Origin of the sequence: Sphingomonas sp. Leaf5 (genome assembly GCF_001421155.1) — a bacterium.
Lineage (GTDB): Bacteria > Pseudomonadota > Alphaproteobacteria > Sphingomonadales > Sphingomonadaceae > Sphingomonas.
In genome coordinates, this window is the sequence record NZ_LMJZ01000008.1 from 16,150 (window position 1) to 32,980 (window position 16,831).

The 16,831-nt window shown below is 65.4% G+C and carries 12 protein-coding genes and 1 riboswitch; of the genes, 9 read left to right on the forward strand and 3 right to left on the reverse strand.

Features of this window, described 5'->3' with window-relative positions; translation table 11 throughout:
• Nucleotides 1-82: 82 nt before the first annotated feature.
• The 3 genes from ASE50_RS07745 to ASE50_RS07755 form a co-directional block, all read right to left on the reverse strand.
• Nucleotides 83-1,111, reverse strand: a complete 1,029-nt coding sequence (locus tag ASE50_RS07745; protein WP_056398088.1) for a methionine synthase — start codon at nucleotides 1,109-1,111, stop codon at nucleotides 83-85.
• 29 nt (nucleotides 1,112-1,140) lie between these two features.
• Complete coding sequence (locus tag ASE50_RS07750; RefSeq protein ID WP_056398092.1) at nucleotides 1,141-2,118, reverse strand: putative oxygenase MesX; 978 nt, start codon at nucleotides 2,116-2,118, stop codon at nucleotides 1,141-1,143.
• 126 nt (nucleotides 2,119-2,244) lie between these two features.
• Nucleotides 2,245-2,468: riboswitch (cobalamin riboswitch) on the reverse strand.
• 273 nt (nucleotides 2,469-2,741) lie between these two features.
• The gene (locus tag ASE50_RS07755) at nucleotides 2,742-5,129 is read right to left on the reverse strand and encodes a TonB-dependent receptor (RefSeq protein WP_056398223.1); all 2,388 of its coding nucleotides are present in this window, start codon (nucleotides 5,127-5,129) and stop codon (nucleotides 2,742-2,744) included.
• Nucleotides 5,130-5,301: 172 nt separating this feature from the next.
• Between ASE50_RS07755 and ASE50_RS07760 the strand changes: the two genes are divergently transcribed.
• The 9 genes from ASE50_RS07760 to ASE50_RS07800 all read left to right on the forward strand — a co-directional run bounded on the left by ASE50_RS07760 (nucleotide 5,302) and on the right by ASE50_RS07800 (nucleotide 16,731).
• The gene (locus ASE50_RS07760; RefSeq protein ID WP_082438892.1) at nucleotides 5,302-7,107 is read left to right on the forward strand and encodes an arylsulfatase; all 1,806 of its coding nucleotides are present in this window, start codon (nucleotides 5,302-5,304) and stop codon (nucleotides 7,105-7,107) included.
• Nucleotides 7,104-7,946 carry an SUMF1/EgtB/PvdO family nonheme iron enzyme gene (locus tag ASE50_RS07765; protein ID WP_056398096.1) on the forward strand — a complete coding sequence of 281 codons (843 nt, stop codon included), beginning with the start codon at nucleotides 7,104-7,106 and terminating at the stop codon, nucleotides 7,944-7,946. The genes ASE50_RS07760 and ASE50_RS07765 overlap by 4 nt, the downstream gene beginning before the upstream one ends.
• Nucleotides 7,947-8,069: 123 nt before the next feature.
• Nucleotides 8,070-8,846 carry a transglutaminase-like domain-containing protein gene (locus tag ASE50_RS07770; RefSeq protein ID WP_056398097.1) on the forward strand — a complete coding sequence of 259 codons (777 nt, stop codon included), beginning with the start codon at nucleotides 8,070-8,072 and terminating at the stop codon, nucleotides 8,844-8,846.
• 222 nt (nucleotides 8,847-9,068) lie between these two features.
• A complete protein-coding gene (locus ASE50_RS07775) occupies nucleotides 9,069-9,641 on the forward strand; it encodes an RNA polymerase sigma factor (protein ID WP_056398100.1) in 573 nt (190 codons plus the stop codon).
• Nucleotides 9,611-10,543, forward strand: coding sequence for a FecR family protein (locus ASE50_RS07780; protein WP_056398104.1), 933 nt, complete (start codon nucleotides 9,611-9,613; stop codon nucleotides 10,541-10,543). Before ASE50_RS07775 ends, ASE50_RS07780 begins: the two co-directional genes overlap by 31 nt.
• 79 nt (nucleotides 10,544-10,622) lie before the next feature.
• Nucleotides 10,623-13,136 (forward strand): TonB-dependent receptor domain-containing protein, encoded by a 2,514-nt coding sequence (locus tag ASE50_RS07785; protein WP_056398107.1) that lies wholly within the window; start codon nucleotides 10,623-10,625, stop codon nucleotides 13,134-13,136.
• A gap of 68 nt (nucleotides 13,137-13,204) precedes the next feature.
• Nucleotides 13,205-14,125 carry a metallophosphoesterase family protein gene (locus ASE50_RS07790; RefSeq protein WP_056398113.1) on the forward strand — a complete coding sequence of 307 codons (921 nt, stop codon included), beginning with the start codon at nucleotides 13,205-13,207 and terminating at the stop codon, nucleotides 14,123-14,125.
• Between the two features lie 376 nt (nucleotides 14,126-14,501).
• Nucleotides 14,502-14,723, forward strand: coding sequence for a hypothetical protein (locus tag ASE50_RS07795; RefSeq protein ID WP_414881938.1), 222 nt, complete (start codon nucleotides 14,502-14,504; stop codon nucleotides 14,721-14,723).
• Nucleotides 14,724-14,790: 67 nt separating this feature from the next.
• Nucleotides 14,791-16,731, forward strand: a complete 1,941-nt coding sequence (locus ASE50_RS07800) for a methyl-accepting chemotaxis protein (RefSeq protein ID WP_082438893.1) — start codon at nucleotides 14,791-14,793, stop codon at nucleotides 16,729-16,731.
• Nucleotides 16,732-16,831 lie beyond the last annotated feature (100 nt).

Consider the following 16,831-nt stretch of genomic DNA (forward strand, 5'->3'; position numbering starts at 1 on the left):
CAGAGTCAATGCTAATGAGAGCCATTCTTATGGCACGCTACCGGTGCGCCTTCGTGGCTCGCTGCCGACGACCCGCTCCCGGTCAACCCGCCAATTCCCTGCGAACGATGGCCGCCCCGGCCCCCAGCGCCTTCAGCTTGCCCTGTGCGACGCTGCGCGACAGCGGGGCCATCCCGCAATTGGTGGCGGGATACAGCTTGTCGGCATCGACGAAGCGCAACGCGTTGCGCAGCGTGTCGGCGACCTGTTCGGGCGTTTCGATCGTATCGGTCGCGACGTCGATCGCGCCGACCATCACCTTCTTGCCGCGGACCAGTTCGATCAGGTCCATCGGCACGCGCGAATTCTGGCACTCGAGCGAGATGATATCGATCGTCGACTTCTGGAGGTTGGGGAAGGTTTCCTCATACTGGCGCCATTCGGAGCCGAGCGTCTTCTTCCAGTCGGTATTCGCCTTGATGCCATAGCCGTAGCAGATGTGAACGGCGCTCTCGGCCGTCAGTCCTTCGGCCGCACGCTCCAGCGCGGCGATGCCCCAGTCATTGGCTTCGTCGAAGAAGACGTTGAACGCGGGTTCGTCGAACTGGACGATGTCGATGCCGGCCGCCGCCAGTTCGCGGGCTTCCTCGTTCAGGATGCAGGCGAATTCCCATGCCAGTTTCTCGCGGCTCCGATAGTGCGCGTCATACAGGGTATCGATCATCGTCATCGGTCCCGGCAGCGTCCATTTGATCGGCTGCTCGGTCTGCGCACGCAGGAAACGGGCGTCGTCGACGAAGACCGGTTTCGGTCGCGAGACGGCCCCGACGACCGTCGGCACGCTGGCGTCGTATCGGTTGCGGATGCGCACCGTCTCGCGCTTCTCAAAATCGACGCCGTCCAGATGCTCGATGAAGGTCGTGACGAAATGCTGGCGGGTCTGTTCGCCGTCACCCAGAATGTCGATCCCCGCCTGCCGCTGATCGTCGACCGCCAGGCGCAAGGCGTCCTGCTTGCCCGCGATCAGTTCGTCGCCCTCCAGTTTCCACGGCGACCACAGGGTCTCGGGCCGGGCGAGCCACGAAGGCTTGGGCAGGCTGCCCGCGGTGGTCGTCGGCAACAGGGTCGTCATGATGCAAAATCCTTCGTGTAGCGGGGGAGTTACAGGCCGCAGGTCGCGGACCAGCGCCGGAGCGCCGCGCCATGCGGCTTGATGACATGCTCCTCGGCGAACTTGCCCTGCCGGGCGGCGAGCCGGCTGCGCTCCTCGCGATCATAGACGATGCGGGTCAGCGAATAGTCCTGGTAGGTCAGGCTCGGCCGATATTGCGCGGCGGCGACCGAATTGGCGTTGTAGATCTCCGGGCGATAGATCTTCTGGAAGGTCTCCATCGTGGCGATGGTGCTGGCCAGTTCGAGGTTGGTGTAATCGCTGACCAGATCGCCGATATGATAGAAGGCCAAGGGCGCGACGCCGTGCGGCGGCATGAAATAGCGCACCGTCATGCCCATCTTCGCGAAATAGGCGTCGGTCGCCGAGGCGCGGTCGGTGCGATATTCCAGCCCGAGGATCGGATGCGTGTTGGCGGTCCGGTGATAGACTTCCTTGCTCGACACGCTCAGACAGATGACCGGGGCCTTGCGGAAACGGTCGCGATAGGCGCTGGAACCGACGAACTGCCTGAACAGATTGCCGTGCAGATCGCCGAACCCCTCGGGCGCGCCGCCGCCCCCGGCCCGGAGGTGATCGGGCAGGACGACGCTGAAGTCATAGTCGCGGACATAGGAGGAGAAGTTGTTGCCGACCATGCCGTCGGTCCGCTCGTCGCGGGTCCGGTCGACGACGACGGTGTGCAGGATCTCGATCAGCGGGAAGGGTTCGGCGTCCTCGCCGGTCCGGAGCGCGGCCGAAACGATGATCAGCTCCAGCGTATAGCGATCCCCGGTGGGATTGTCCCAATGCATCAGCGCGTTGAAGCGATGGTCGATCATCGCCAGCGTGTTGCGCAGATTATCCCGGCGGCTGTCCCCCCGCGCGAGATTGGCGAAGTTGGTGGTGATGCGCGTGTTGTCGGCCGGACGATATTCCTCGTCGAACGCGATGCTGCCGAGCGTGAACGTGAAGCCGCTATTCGTCATGACTCAACCCAGGCTTTGCGGGCGGGAGGTCTGGCGAAAGCGCGCAGGGTACGGACGGGCCGGAACGGCATCACGCCACGGACCGTCGCATCAAGCGCGATCCACCGGAGGAACCCCCGTCCGAGGAACGTTATGGCGTCGAAAGGCAGGTCTCCTGGCTCACGGGTCGCTGCGGTGGCTCCGGCCTTCCCAGGCTCCTTGCGGGAACCCAGTGACACGAAATGGAGCCGCCGCTCGCCGCTTACAGTTGCGGGGGCAGCGCCGGATTCTGCCCCGAAGGACACCACCGGCTTCCCGTCTTAGCCCCATCGCCACGCCTGGGATGGGGAACCTCGACGCGGGCGTTCAACACCATCGGGCCGAACCTGTCAATGACGATATAAAGATATCTTTATATCACGACTTCGCTCGCGGAGCGAAGACGGGTACGGCGACGGTCGGTGCTGCGGGCAATGCCGAAACATCCGATCGACAGGAGCGCGATTGCCCGCAACGGTGCAGCGTTCAACCGCGGGGTTGCCCGAGTTTCGACGTAAACGGGCAGCAGGTCATGGCGGACCGACACCCCATGCTGCTCCTGTATACCGGCCATTCGTTCGGGAACGCCGCCGTACCCGGCCGCATCACAAGCGTGTGCGCAGGGTGATGCCATAGGTTCGCGGGTCACCCAGCGTACCGGCAATTGCGCCGGTGTTGGCGGCGGCGCGTGACAGGAAATACGTCTCGTCGGTGACGTTGCGACCCCATAGCTGGATATCGAACAGCCCGTCCCCGGTGCGAAATCCGAAGCGCAGGTTCACCAGGTCATAGGCCGGGATCACCGAGTAGCGGCTGAGGCTGGCGGTGGTGTTGGTATTCGAGCGATAGCTGTAATCGCTGCCGAAATAGACCTCCCCGCCCCGCCCGGCCATATTGGCGATCGGTGCGCGGACCTCGCCGCCCGCCGATGCCGCCCATTCCGAAACGCCGGGCAATCGCTGCCCCGACAGGTCGCACAATGTCCGCCCGGTGATCTCGATCGGGCAGGGCGCATTGGCGTAGGAGATATAGCGCGCATCGTCATAGGTGCCCGATGCGTAGAGCGTCAGCCACCGCGTCGGCGTCGCGCGTACATCCCCTTCGAACCCGCGCGTGCGGACCTTGGCGGCGTTGGTGAAGAAGCTGACGCCGTTGCGTTCGATATCGATGATCGTCGTCTGATAGTCTTTCACATCGGTCCAGAAGGCGGCGGCATTGGCGGTCAGCCGCCCGCCGAACCACGTCGTCTTGACGCCTGCTTCGTAGCTGTCGATCGTCTCGGGCGCGATCACCGGATTGGCCGCGAACTGCCCGGTGGTGGTGATGTTGGCGAGGTTCAGCCCGCCGAACTTGTTGCCGCGTGCATAGGTGACATAGCCGAGTACCGGCTCGGCGACCTTCCACGACAGCGTCGCCTGTCCCGACAGCCGCCCTTCCTTGGTTTCCGCGTCATAGCGATTGGCGATGCCGTAGCGCGACCGGATCGTCTGTGCCGCCGCCTGCTGCGCCGCGGTCAGCCCGGCCAGCGACCGCCCGGTCGCGACCTGATCGAAATACCCGGTCTTGGTCTCATAGGTATAGCGCAGCCCGGTGGTCAGATCGACGCCCGGCACGACATGCCATGTCGTCTGCGCGAACGCGGCATAGCTGTCGGTCACCGGCCGCGACTGGCTGACGACATTATACTCGTTCAGCGCCGCCGCGCCGACCGCGGCATTGGTGGTCGGCGGCAGGAACCAGTCGGCGGCACGCGTCCCGTAGCGGTTGACCGCCTCCGCACGGATCGATTGATAGAGATAATAGAGGCCCGCGACATAATCGACCGGCCGGCCGCCGTTCGACGCGATGCGCAGTTCCTGGCTGACCTGTCGCTGCTCGTTGCTCTGGTGGAAATCGGCCCCGGCATCGATGCTGGTGCTGTCGCCGTCGTTATGCGGATACCAGTTCCACGCGCGATAGGCGGTGACCGAGGTCAGCGTCGCCGCACCCAGATCGAGATCGGCGGTCAGGTTGATGCCATGCTGGTTCATCGCATAGCGCGGATTGGCATCGACATCGGTGGTGCGCAGCTTCGGGTTGGCCGGCACCGGCGTGTAGCCCAGCCGCGCGGCACGGTCGTAATAGTTGTTCGCGAAGTTGGTGCCGTTGTCATAGCTGCGGATCGCGCCCAGCAGGATCGTGCCGGCGGTGAACGAACGCTGCCGCCCCCAATCGCCGATCAGCCGCAGCGTCAGCGCGTCGGTCGGTTTGTACAGCAGCTGTCCGCGCAGATTCAGGTCGTGGAAATCCTGTCCCAGCCGTCCGTCGAAGCGGTTCGGGGTAAAGCCGTCGCGATCGGTCTTCGACACGAACAGCCGCGCGGCAAGGCTGTCGGTGATCGGTCCCGAGACATAGGCATGCAACTGGCGGAACCCGACATTGCCGAGCGACACGTCGCCGCCCGCCTCGGGTTCGAACGTCGGGGCCTTGGTCGTGACGACCACCGCACCGGCCGAGGTATTCTTGCCGAACAGCGTCCCCTGCGGCCCGCGCAGCACCTCGATCCGCTCCAGATCGGCAAGGTCGAACACCGTTTGTCCGGGCCGCGCCAAATAGACGCCATCGACATAGACGCCGACCGCCGGCTCCAGCCCGTCATTATACACCGCGACATTGTTGCCGAGACCGCGGATGTTGATGCTGGTGTTGCGCGGGTTGGTATTGGTGACGACCAGGCTGGGGGTCAGCTGTTGCAGGTCGCGCAAATTATAGGTCCGCGTCGCCTCGATCTGCGCCGCCCCGAACGCGTTGATCGCGATCGGCACGTCCTGACTGCGTTCGGCGCGGCGGCGTGCGGTGACGACGATATCCTCGCCGCCTGCCGCTGCCTTGGGTGCCTCGGTGTCGACTTCGTCGGGCGTCGGCACCGGATCGGCGGCAAAAGCGGGGGTGGCGAACAGGGCGGCACCGGCGAACAGCGACAGGCGGCGGGCGCGGGCAGGCGAAATCGGCATCGATGGTCCTTCGTCGAATGGCGGCGGCACCCGCCGGACCGCCACTGGCTAGGATAGGGACGCCACCGAAACGAACGCACTTATTCCCATCGATTTGATAGATATTCTTTATTGTTGGATTTCGGGTTGGGGCTATGCCGGGCGTGTAACCTTCGCCACCTTCGGAGACCCCATGCCGGCCAAGCCCCTGATCGCCGCCGCCTTTCCCGCGCTGCTGTTCGCGCTCCCCGCCGCCGCCGCGCCCCAAACTCCGCCGGCCCCGGCCCCGGCCGCGCCTGCGGTCGCACCCAAAGACTCCCCCAATTTCCTCGTCATCGTCGCCGACGATCTGGGCTGGTCCGACATCGGCGCGTTCGGCGGGGAGATCGCGACCCCGAACCTCGACGCGCTGGCGTTGTCCGGGGTGCGCTTCACCGGCTTCCATACCGCACCGACCTGTTCGCCGACCCGATCGATGCTGATGAGCGGCGTCGACAATCATCAGGCGGGCCTCGGCACCATGGCCGAATTGTTGAGCGACGCGACCCGCGGCCGGCCCGGTTACGAAGGCTATCTGAACGACCGCGTCGCCTCGATCGCCGAACTGCTGCGCGCCGGCGGCTATACCACGCTGATGTCGGGGAAATGGCATCTCGGCCTGACCCCCGACCGCGAACCGGCGGCGCGCGGGTTCGACCATAGTTTCGCGCTGCTGCAGGGGCTGTCCAACCATTTCGGCGCGGACCAGAATGCGGCATGGAAGAAGGCCGAGCTCGCCCCCAGCTACCGCGATGACGGCAAGCCTTCCGCCCTGCCTGCCGGCAGATATTCGACCGACTATTTCGCCGACCGGTTGATCGGTTATCTCGATCAGGCGAAGCGCGCGGGCGACGACCGCCCGTTTTTCGCCTATCTTCCCTTCACCGCCCCGCACTGGCCGCTACAGGCACCGCCGGAAACGATCGCCAGGTATAAGGGCCGCTACGATGCCGGCTACGAAGCGTTGCGAGATGCCCGGCTCGCCCGGCAGAAGCAGCTGGGGCTGGTCCCGGCGGACGCCGTCGCCCACAGCACCGAACAGGTCCGCCCATGGGCCTCGCTGTCGCCGGACGAACGCGCGATCGAAGCGCGCAAGATGGAGGTCTATGCGGCGATGGTCGACCGGCTCGACCAGAATGTCGGGCGGATGATCGCGGCGTTGAAGGCGCAGGGTCGCTACGACGATACGATCATCCTGTTCCTGTCGGACAACGGGCCGGAGGGTAATGAGATCGACCGGCCCTCCCCCCGGTTCAAGGTCGCCGACCCGAAGGCACCCCCGGTCGATCCCGACGCGCCGACGCCCCCCGATCCGGCCCTTCGCATCGACAACCGCCTCGCCAATATCGGTGCGGCGACCAGCTATGTCGGCTATGGCGCGGGCTGGGCACAGGCCAATTCTACCCCCTCCTGGCTGGTCAAGGGCTATCCGACCGAGGGCGGCATTCGTGTCAGCGCCTTCGCTGCGGGCAAGGGGGTGGCGGGCGGCGGACGCATCGCCACCGCCAACCTCGACGTGCGCGACATCGCGCCGACCCTGCTCGACTATGCCGGACAGAAGCAGCCGGCGACCTATGCCGGACGCCCGATCGTGGCGCATCAGGGGCACAGCCTGCGCCCGGTCCTCGCCGCCACCGCTGCCGAGGTGCGCTCGACGGACGAAGCCGTCGGCTACGAACTCTTCTACCGCGGCGCCTTGCGCAGGGGCGACTGGAAGGTCGTGTACCTGCCCGCCGGGACCAACCGCTACACCCGCAAGGGGGTCAGCACCGGGCGCTGGCAGTTGTTCGATGTCGCGCGCGATCCGGGGGAGACGCGCGATCTCGCAACGGCCGAGCCGGCACGCCTCACCGAACTGGTCGCGGCCTATGACCGCTATGCCCGGGATAAAGGGGTCGTTCCGCTCCCCGACGCACCGGCACCGGCCGCCACGGGTGCCGCCACGGGTGCGAAACCATGAGGCGGACGGCGGTGCTGCTGCTCGCGGCGGCGGCACTGGTCTCGACCGGCGCGTACCGCCCGACGCCCGGCTGCGATGCGACGGACCGCTGCGTCCCGATCCCCGCCGGCACGGTACTGCTTGGCGAGGACGGTGCCGGTCGACCTGGCACCGCGACCTCCGTCGCCGCGTTTCGCATCGACGCGCATGAGGTGACCAACCGGCAGTTCGCCGCCTTCGTCGCCGCCACCGGGCATCGGACCCGTGCAGAACGCGACGGCGGGTCGGCCGTGTTCGTCGCTCCCACCGAACCGGTCCCGCTCGACAATGCCGCGCGCTGGTGGCGGTTCGTGAAGGGTGCGGACTGGCGCCATCCGCAGGGGCCGGGCAGCTCGATCGCAGGGCGGTGGCAGGACCCCGTCGTGCATGTCGATCGATCGGACGCCGCCGCTTACGCCACATGGGCCGGCGGCTTCCTGCCAAATGTCGAACAGTGGGAACGCGCCGCCCGCGGCGGGCAAGCGACGCCGCGCGACGCGATGGCGTGGGCGTTCGATCATGGCAAGGCACGGGCCAATGTGTGGGAAGGCGTCTTCCCGCTGATCGATACCGGCGCCGACGGCTATGCCGGTATCGCACCCGTTGCCCGGTTCGCAGCGAACGGCTTCGGCGTGTACGATATGGTCGGCAATGTCTGGGAATGGGTCGCGGGCGATGGCGCCGTCGGACAGGTCAAGGGCGGCAGTTTCCTGTGCGCCACCAACTATTGCGCGAACTTCCGTCCCGCCGCGTTCCAGGCGCAGGAACAGGACTTCCCGACATCGCATATCGGGTTCCGCGTCGCCTACAGCCCGAAATGACCCACCCGACCCCATTGTCGGCCGTTCGGCAGGCACCTTGGCAGTCCAGCGGCGGGCGTTAGTCCGCACGCCTACGCGGTAAAAAAGGGTGCACTATCGGGTGGGTTCGTGCATCGCATCGATATGAAGATCCGGATCCAGGCCAAGCTCGATTATCAGTTCGAGCACCCCACCGACATTCTGCTGCAGGTGGAGGCCGCGGCCATCCCGGAGCAGACGATCGAAGAAACGCATATCGACATTTCAGACAACCAGTATCTTGCCCGGGTGGATGCGCAGGACTCCATCGGGGAGCGCATATGGCTGCGAACGCAGGGTCATTTCACAGTCGATTATCGGGCAACCGTGTCAATTAACCGGCTATTGTCCGATTGCCGGACGCTGCGGATGGTCCCGCATCATCGCCTGCCCGGCGAAACCGTCCAGTACCTGATGCCATCGCGCTACTGCCCGTCCGATCAGTTCCAGAGCTTCGTCGATGCCGAGTTCGGCGGATTGGAGGGCGGTGCGAAGGTAATCGCCATTCGTGACTGGGTGAAGACCCACTTCAGCTACGTGCCGGGCGCGAGCACTGCGGAAACGACAGCGGCGGACACCTTCATACGTCGGCAAGGCGTGTGCCGCGACTACGCTCACGTCGTCATTACGCTGGTTCGCGCGGCTGGCATTCCAGCCCGGATCGCCAGTGTCTACGCTCTCGGCGTCGAGCCGCAGGACTTCCACGCCGTCGCCGAGGTCTTCATCGGCGGCGAATGGCATCTGGTCGATGCAACGGGCATGGCGCAGGAAGCAGCGATGGCCAAGATTGGCATTGGCCGCGACGCCGCCGATGTCGCCTTCCTCACCGCCTACGGGAAGGCGGTCATGAACGCGCAGCTGGTCGCAGTCGAAGCAGTATAGCTGATCAGGCAATCCGGTTTGACGGCTCCGCCCCAATAGTGGCCGTTGGCGGAAGCGTGCCGACCTCCCGCAAGCGGATATACCTTCACAATCGGCTGCCTGGGGTATGCGTGATGGTCAAGCCGTTCCACCGACGCGGTGTTCGATAGTATGCATCGGCGCTGTCGCGGTCGCGTCACATAGCTTGCATAGGAGCAACCGCGACGTTCGAGGGTGACGGGTGTGAGTTGGCTCCGCGACATTGATCGATGGTTCATGGCGGAGGTGCTGCCGTTCGGGCCGGCCTATCGTCGCAAGGCAACGCTGTTCTGCGGTGCCGGTGAAGCGGACGATCTGGTGCAGGAGGCCTATGCCCGCGTGCTGGCCACCGCCGATTACCGGTCGATCCAGAACCCGCGTGCCTTCGTCCTGACGATCGTCCAGAATCTGGCGATCGAACGGCTGCGTCGGGCGCAGGTCGTGTCGATCGATCATCTGGCGACGCTCGACACACTGGCGCTTGCCGATCCGGCCCCGGACGCCTTCGGCGTCGCGGCGGGCAAGGCGGATCTCGACCAACTGTTGCGGCTGATCGACACGCTGCCGCCGCAATGCGCGCGGGTGGTCCGTTTGCGAAAAATCGACGGACTGTCGCCGGGCGGGATAGCGGAAATGCTTTCCATCTCCGTCTCTACCGTGGAAAAGCATCTCGCCAAGGGATTGTCGCTGCTCACCACGGCGATGCGGACGGCGGGATCGGACGCGCAAGAGAACAGCCGGAGCGAATGGACGACCACGCAGCAGGTACGGAACTGACCGACGGGGCGGCGGCATGGCTGGTGGCGCTCGACGCGGGCACTGCCGATCGTGCCGCGTTCGAACGATGGCGGGATGCCGATGTCAGGCACGCCGTCGCCTTTGCCGAAGTCGCGGCGACATGGCGCACGCTGGACGGGGTGCGCGCGTTGCGACCGTTGCAGCAGCCGGCGCAGCCGATGCCTGCCCCACGCCGCGCGTCGCGTCGGATGGTCCTGCGCGGGGCGATCGGCACCGGTATCGCAGTGGCGACGGGCGGCGGCTTCGCCTACAGCGCCTATGCCCGCGACCGGGCGGAAACCGGGGTCGGCGAACGACGGATGATCCGCATCGACGACGGATTGACGGTCGATCTCAATACCGACAGCATCCTGTACTGGCGGACCGGCGGCGATCGTCCGACCTTGTGGCTCGATCGGGGCGAGGCGGCGATCGACTGTCGCAATGGCGCGACACCGATCGACCTGCGCACCCCGTCCGGGCACCTGACACTGGGCGGCGGGTCGTTCAACGCGCGACTGGGCGCATCGGAATGTGCCCTGACCGTGCTCGACGGCAGCGCGGCCGCCGGCGACCGTACCGCACACGGCGGCGAACGGCTGTCGCTCACCGCCGATACGGCACGGATCGAACCGGACGACGATGCCGCGATCGAGCGTATGCGCGGTTGGCGGCAGGGGGTACTGGTGCTGGAAGGCGACCGGCTCGACCATGCGCTCGCCGAATATAACCGCTATCTGCGGCACAAGATCGCGATCGGCGAACCGAAGCTGGCCGGTCTGCGCCTCGGTGGCCGCTTTTCGACCAGCGACGTCGGCGAGTTCCTGTCGGCGATGCACGCGAGCTTCGGCATCGTCGCGCGACGCGATGCCGATGGTACGATCCTGCTGGTCACCGCATAAATAAATTTCGGGATCGAATGGCGGTTCCGTACCGCTGATCCGTCCTTCCATCCGAACGACAGAGTGTTCGGGGGATTTCATGTTTCGGTATCTGAACGGCGTCGCGCTGCTGTGCGCGGCGGTGCCCGCTGCTGCCCAGGCGGCGGAGCGGACCTATCATTTCGACATCCAGGCGGGCGATGCCACCACCGCCTTCAACCGGTTTTCGCAACAGGCCGGGGTGCAGATCCTGTTTCCCTACGATGCGTTGGCCGGGCGGCAGGTGCGGGCGCTGCGCGGCACCTATACCCGCGATGCGGCGCTGCGGCGGCTGATGGCGGGGCAACCGCTCGAAATCCGGACGCAAAGCGCGACGATGATCGCCTTGCGCGCTGTCGCTCCGACCGCCAGGCCCCGCCCGACCATCGTCGGCGAGGCGACCGCGCCGGAACCGGAGACGCAGGAGATCATCGTGCTCGGACGCGGCCAGTCGCGCCAGAGCCAGACGCTGTCGCCGCGCGAACTCGCCAAGGAAGCGCCGGGCACCTCGCCGCTCCTGACGCTGTCCAAACTGTCCGGTGTCGATTTCGTCTCGTCCGATCCGCTGGGCGCATATGAATGGGCGCAGCAGATCACCATCCGCGGCTTCACGACCGATCAGATGGGCTACACGCTCGACGGCGTGCCGCTCGGCAACATGCAGTATCGCAACAACAACGGCCTTTCGATCGGTCGCGCGCTCATCACCGAGAATAATGGTCCGGTGACGCTGTCGCAGGGCAGCGGCGCGCTCGGCACCGCGTCGACGAGCAACATCGGCGGGACGATCGATTTCACCTCGCTGGCCCCGACCGACGATTTCGGCATCGACGTGGCCCAGACCTATGGCAGCGCCGATACGTGGCGCAGCTTCGTCCGTGCGAACAGCGGCATCCTGCCCGGTGGCGGGCGCGTGGCGCTGTCGTTCGCGCATCAGCATACCGGCAAGTGGAAGGGTGCGGGCAAGCAGCAGCAGGACCAGTTGAACGTCCACTATGTGCAGCCGATCGGCGACGCGGTCACGGCGACCACCTATCTGAACCTGCAAGACCGCCGCGAGGACGATTATGCCGACGTTTCGTTCGATCTGGTGAGCCGGTTGGGCTGGGACGTCGACAACGTCACCGACAATTTCGCGCTCGCCGAAACGCTGGCGCGTGCATTGCAGAACGGCACCGCGGTGCCTGCCCCCTACAAGAACGCCGACGACGTCTATTACAATGGCGGCGGGGTCCGGCGCGACATGCTGGCGTATGAAAAGCTCGCCTATCGCCTGTCCGACACGTTGAGCGGCAGCACGACGGCCTATTGGCATCTCGACAAGGGCATCGGCACCTTCGCCAGCCCCTATGATCCCAGCCCCGCGGCGTTCGGCGGATCGCCGATGTCGGTATCGGCGGTGAAGTACGGCATCGACCGCAAGGGTGTCGTTTCACGCTTAGCCGCCGATCTCGGCGACCATCATGTCGAAGGCGGCATCTGGGTCGAGGACAACCGGTTCCACCAACAGGCCTATTATTACGGGCTGACGGCGGGTGTCGCGCCGAAACGGTTCCAGAAATTCTACCAGAACCCGTTCTTCACCCGCTGGAACTATCGCTTCACGACGAAGGTCATGCAGCTCCATCTAGGCGATACGTGGCAGGCGACCGACGCGCTGAAGCTAAGCGCAGGCGTCAAGGCGCTCATCACCAGCAACACGGCCGAAACGATCACGAGCCGTCAGCCGATCAACGGCACGATCCGCGCCACCAACTGGTTCCTGCCCACGCTCGGCGCGCTCTACCGGATCGACGGCAACCACGAGGTGTTCGCCGACTATACGCGCAACATGGCCGGCTTCGTCGCATCGGCCGCCAGCGGCCCATTTTCCACGACGCAGGCCGGGTTCAACTTCATCCGCGACGGACTGAAGCCCGAGACGACCAGCACGATCGAGGGCGGCTATCGCTATCACGACGCGGCGCTGCAACTGTCGCTGACCGGCTATCACGTCCGCTTCGCCAACCGGCTGCTCGCCTCGTCGATCAGTGCGACGGTGGTCGGCAACCAGAACGTGCTCCAGAACGTCGGCAGCGTGACGTCCCGCGGGGTCGAGGGTGCCGCCAACTGGCGGTTCGCGCCGGACTGGTCGCTCTATGGCAGCTGGGGCTACAATGTCGCGACCTATGACGACGACGTGATCGTCCCCGGCCGCGCAGCGGTGCTGATCGCGGGGAACCAGGTCGTCGCGTCGCCCCGCAACACCGGCAATCTCGAACTGGCCTATGACGATGGCCGGTTCTGGGGTCAGGCCGGCGGCCATTATCGCACCCGGCGCTTCTATACCTTCACCAACGACCGCCCCGTGCCGGGCGCGGCGACGGTCGACCTGTCGGCGGGCTATCGCCTGACGGGCACGAAGGCGCGGCCGGGGGCCGAACTGCTCGTCAACGTGGTGAACCTGTTCGACCATCGCTATTACGCCTCGCTCGGCACCAGCGGCTTCCGCAACAGTGACCCCGACGGCACCTACACCACCTTGCAGGTCGCCCCGCCGCGTCAGGCCTATGCGACGATCCGCGCCCATTTCTGACTGACCGGAACCACCGGCGGCGCGATCGGCAGGATCGCGTCGCCGGTGACGTTTACGAGGGAACCGCCATGCACCGCCGCCATCTGCTGTCCGGCGCGATCGCCGCGCCGCTTGCCCTGCCCGCCGCCCGCGCGATCGCCGGTTCGACGGACCCGGCGTTCCGCTTCGCCTTCGTCACCGATTGCCATATCCAGCCCGAACTGGAGGCGGCGCAAGGCTGCCGGCAATGCTTTCGCGAGGTCGCGCGCGGGCGCTACGACTTTGTCATCCAGGGTGGCGACCATGTCTATGATGCGCTGGAGGTCGATCGCACCCGCGCGAACCGCCTCATGGACCTGTATGTCGAAACCGAGCAGGTGATGGGGCACAAGGTCCATCACGTGATCGGCAATCACGACTGTTTCGGGGTATTCCCGACCAGCGGGGTCGCACCGTCCGCCCCCGACTACGGCAAGCAATATTACATCGAACGCTTCGGCCCGACCTATTACGCCTTCGACCACAAGGGCGTGCATTTCGTGGTGCTCGATTCGATCGGCCTCACTCCCGATCGCAGCTACGAAGGGCGGATCGACGCCGGCCAACTCGCGTGGCTGGCGAAGGATCTGGCGGCACAGCCCAGGGGGCGACGCATCATTGTTGCCACGCACATCCCGCTCGTCACCGCACTGTCGATCTACGAACCGGCGGAATGGACGCGCACGCCGCACAACTGGACCAACATCGTCAACGCACGTGAAGTGTTGCGCGTGTTTCAGCCGTACAACGTCATCGCCGTGTTGCAGGGGCACAGCCATGTCGCGGAGACGGTAACCCTGAACGGCATCCCGTTCATCACCGGCGGCGCGGTCAGCGGCAACTGGTGGCAGGGCAGTTTCCTTGGCACCGCCGAAGGGTATATGGACGTCGCGATCGATGGCGACCGGGTCATCGCGAGCTATCGGGGCTATGGGTTCCGTACCATCGAACGACGCGACGTTGTCATCTGACCCAGAAACTATCACACCGGACGACGCTCCTGCGTCCCGGCTTTTGCCATAGGCGCAGAGCATCGCAAGCGCCTTGTGCCGGCCATGCTCTTTCATCTTGAATAGATTGGTGCCTTGCAGGCCTGCCTAGGCCAGGAAGCCGGCACGCAAACCATGACCCGCGAACAGGGCGGGATCATAGTCCGCTACCGCGCGCGCCTCGACGGCCGGAGCGACGGTCTGTGGGCTGATGCCATGCGCGGTTAAACGTCCTTCTCGACTGGCATATCGATGGCACCTTCCATTCCATCCTACGGCCAACGGTAAAAATTCCCGACCGTCCCGGCAGCGCTTCAAGTGCGACCCGATCGGCTTCTTCCACAGGCACATTGCCGAGGTGCAGACCGCCGAGGGCAAACTCTGCCGGTTCGTCGGCGTCGACCGCACCAGCAAGTTCGCGGTCACTCCGCTGGCCGACAAGGCGGATCGACGAACAGCGTGGGAGTTCCTCGAACACCTGCCGAGAGCCGTGCCTTATCGCATCCACCCGATCCTGACAGACAATGACATCCAGTTCGCCGAACAACCTCGCGACCATAGCCCCTCGTCCATGATTTGATGGCCGGACCGGCATGCGACAGGATTGCCAGAACAACATATTAAGATTGCTGCGGTAAAAAAGATGAATGAGCGCGTTCTTCGACAGATATGCAAGGACAGTGAAGGCTTGGTCGCGCGACCAGCGAGCGCCTGTTAGTGGTGGAAGCCGTTCGCTCACCTATCTGCTTTGGGGACTTGTTGGGCTGGCGTTCCTGACCTGCATCGCGGCCATCGGCTTCCTCGTCAGTCGCGCCGATCATGACGCCAACGTGATTGCAGGAACGGCGGTCCTGGGCGCGCTCGACCGGGACCGATCCCGCGTCAGCAACGAGACGTACATCAACGCGTGTTGGGACGACGCGGCCGATCACGTCTATCACGCCATCGACGCACGCTGGGCGCAATCGCAATGGAGCGGCCCGATCGCGTATAGTTTCGTCATCGACGCATCCGGCCGTACACTGTTTTCGCATTTGCCCGATGGCAGCGCGCCGGCCCTGAGCACGATGATCGATGCACGGACACTTTCCGAATTGCTCGAGCGCGTGCCCGCGACCGAAAAGCTGGTTCGTGCGCGGCGTGACGCGACAACATTGGTAGCGCGCTTCGGCGGACAGCCAGCGTTGATCGGCTTTTCTCCGATCGTGTGGGAGAAGGGGGCCACCTCGCTGGACCGGCGGTCCTACCGGATCTTCGTGGATGTGCTGCCGCTGAGCCACGAGGTCTTGAGCGAATGGTCGAAAGGCTTCGGCTTTTCCGATCTGCGCTGGTCGACCACGGGCTTGAAAGCCGGAGATGAAGCGTCGATCGACGTAAAGGACTGGCGGGGCTTGCCGATGGGCATGATCACCTGGCAGCGACTGAGGCCGGCTGTCCTGGCGCTGCGGGCGATACTGCCCGTGATCCTTGGTTGCGCAATGCTCTTCCTGGTCATCGCGACGTTCGTCGTCCGTCGGGTGATCGCGCTGAACCGGCATCTCGCGGTCGAGACGCGGCTCGCCGACGAAGCGGCGCGCGACCAGCAGATTGCCCGCCAGGCCGCCGAGGTTGCGCTTTGCGAAGCGGAGGCGGCGCGCCACGCCAGCGAAGAACAGACGAAGCAACGGATCACCGGCGAGACGCGGCACCGCGCCGAAATGGCAGCGGCGTCGAACGTCGTCGCCGATCAGCTTCAGGCGACGGTCGCCCCGTTGATCGCCAACCTGCGCATGTCCGCCAACGATCTGGACGCCAGCGCCGATCATACGCTCGCGACGATCGTCGACCAGCAGCGGCAGGCGGAGACCGCGCATTCCGTTTCGATACAGGCAAGCGCGGCGACGTCTGCGCTGCTCGAAAGCCTGCGGTCGTTCGCCGAGAACGTCGATGTCGTCGCGGCAGAGGCCGGTCGCTCCGCCCGAACGACCATTCAGGCGGCGAGCCATTCGGCGGCAGCGCAGGCCGCCAACGAGACGTTGATGCGCAGCGTCGGTTCGATCGAACAATCCGCTACCCGGATCGCGGTATTGAGCAAGGCGACCAACCTGCTCGCGCTCAATGCGACGATCGAGGCGGCGCGGGCCGGCGAAATGGGACGCGGCTTCTCCGTCGTCGCGCAGGAGATGAAGAACTTCTCCCATCAAACGGCCGGCACGACGCACGAGATCGCGGACCGTATTCAGGACATCAGCACGGCAACGTTGTCCGCCGTCAAAATAAACGAGGCGCTGCGGAACGCGCTCGATCAGCTTGCATCGTCCGCGGTGCACACCGTCGAAACGGCAAGCCGGCAGCACAAGGCCAATGCAGAGATCGAAGGCATGATCGGCGCGATCCGAACCAGCACGGCAACGACGCGTGACATTTTCGGATCGCTGACGGAAACCTTCGACGAAACCGCGTCGGTCGCGCATCGCACCCGCACGATCGGCGCGGAAATGCGGATACGGACCGAAACGCTCCAACGCGAGTGCGATCGCGTGGTGGCGATGTTGCGTATCCCTCCCGATGGCCATGCCGACGAAGTGCCTCGGCTGGCGACGGGGTGATGCCGGGGTAGGGCCGGGGGCGTGTGGCGCCGCCCCCTGAGACGTACGTGGGATGCCGGTCGGGTGCGCCCACCCGCGAACGTGTCGACTTCGACCACTT

Excerpts from the sequence above, each read along its gene's own strand:
- ASE50_RS07760 (WP_082438892.1), top strand. The coding sequence starts at position 5,302 with ATGCCGGCCAAGCCCCTGATCGCCGCCGCCTTTCCCGCGCTGCTGTTC.
- ASE50_RS07745 (WP_056398088.1), bottom strand. The coding sequence starts at position 1,111 with ATGACGACCCTGTTGCCGACGACCACCGCGGGCAGCCTGCCCAAGCCT.
- ASE50_RS07755 (WP_056398223.1), bottom strand. The coding sequence starts at position 5,129 with ATGCCGATTTCGCCTGCCCGCGCCCGCCGCCTGTCGCTGTTCGCCGGT.
- ASE50_RS07765 (WP_056398096.1), top strand. The coding sequence starts at position 7,104 with ATGAGGCGGACGGCGGTGCTGCTGCTCGCGGCGGCGGCACTGGTCTCG.
- ASE50_RS07785 (WP_056398107.1), top strand. The coding sequence starts at position 10,623 with ATGTTTCGGTATCTGAACGGCGTCGCGCTGCTGTGCGCGGCGGTGCCC.
- ASE50_RS07800 (WP_082438893.1), top strand. The coding sequence starts at position 14,791 with ATGAGCGCGTTCTTCGACAGATATGCAAGGACAGTGAAGGCTTGGTCG.
- ASE50_RS07780 (WP_056398104.1), top strand. The coding sequence starts at position 9,611 with ATGGACGACCACGCAGCAGGTACGGAACTGACCGACGGGGCGGCGGCA.
- ASE50_RS07750 (WP_056398092.1), bottom strand. The coding sequence starts at position 2,118 with ATGACGAATAGCGGCTTCACGTTCACGCTCGGCAGCATCGCGTTCGAC.
- ASE50_RS07770 (WP_056398097.1), top strand. The coding sequence starts at position 8,070 with ATGAAGATCCGGATCCAGGCCAAGCTCGATTATCAGTTCGAGCACCCC.
- ASE50_RS07790 (WP_056398113.1), top strand. The coding sequence starts at position 13,205 with ATGCACCGCCGCCATCTGCTGTCCGGCGCGATCGCCGCGCCGCTTGCC.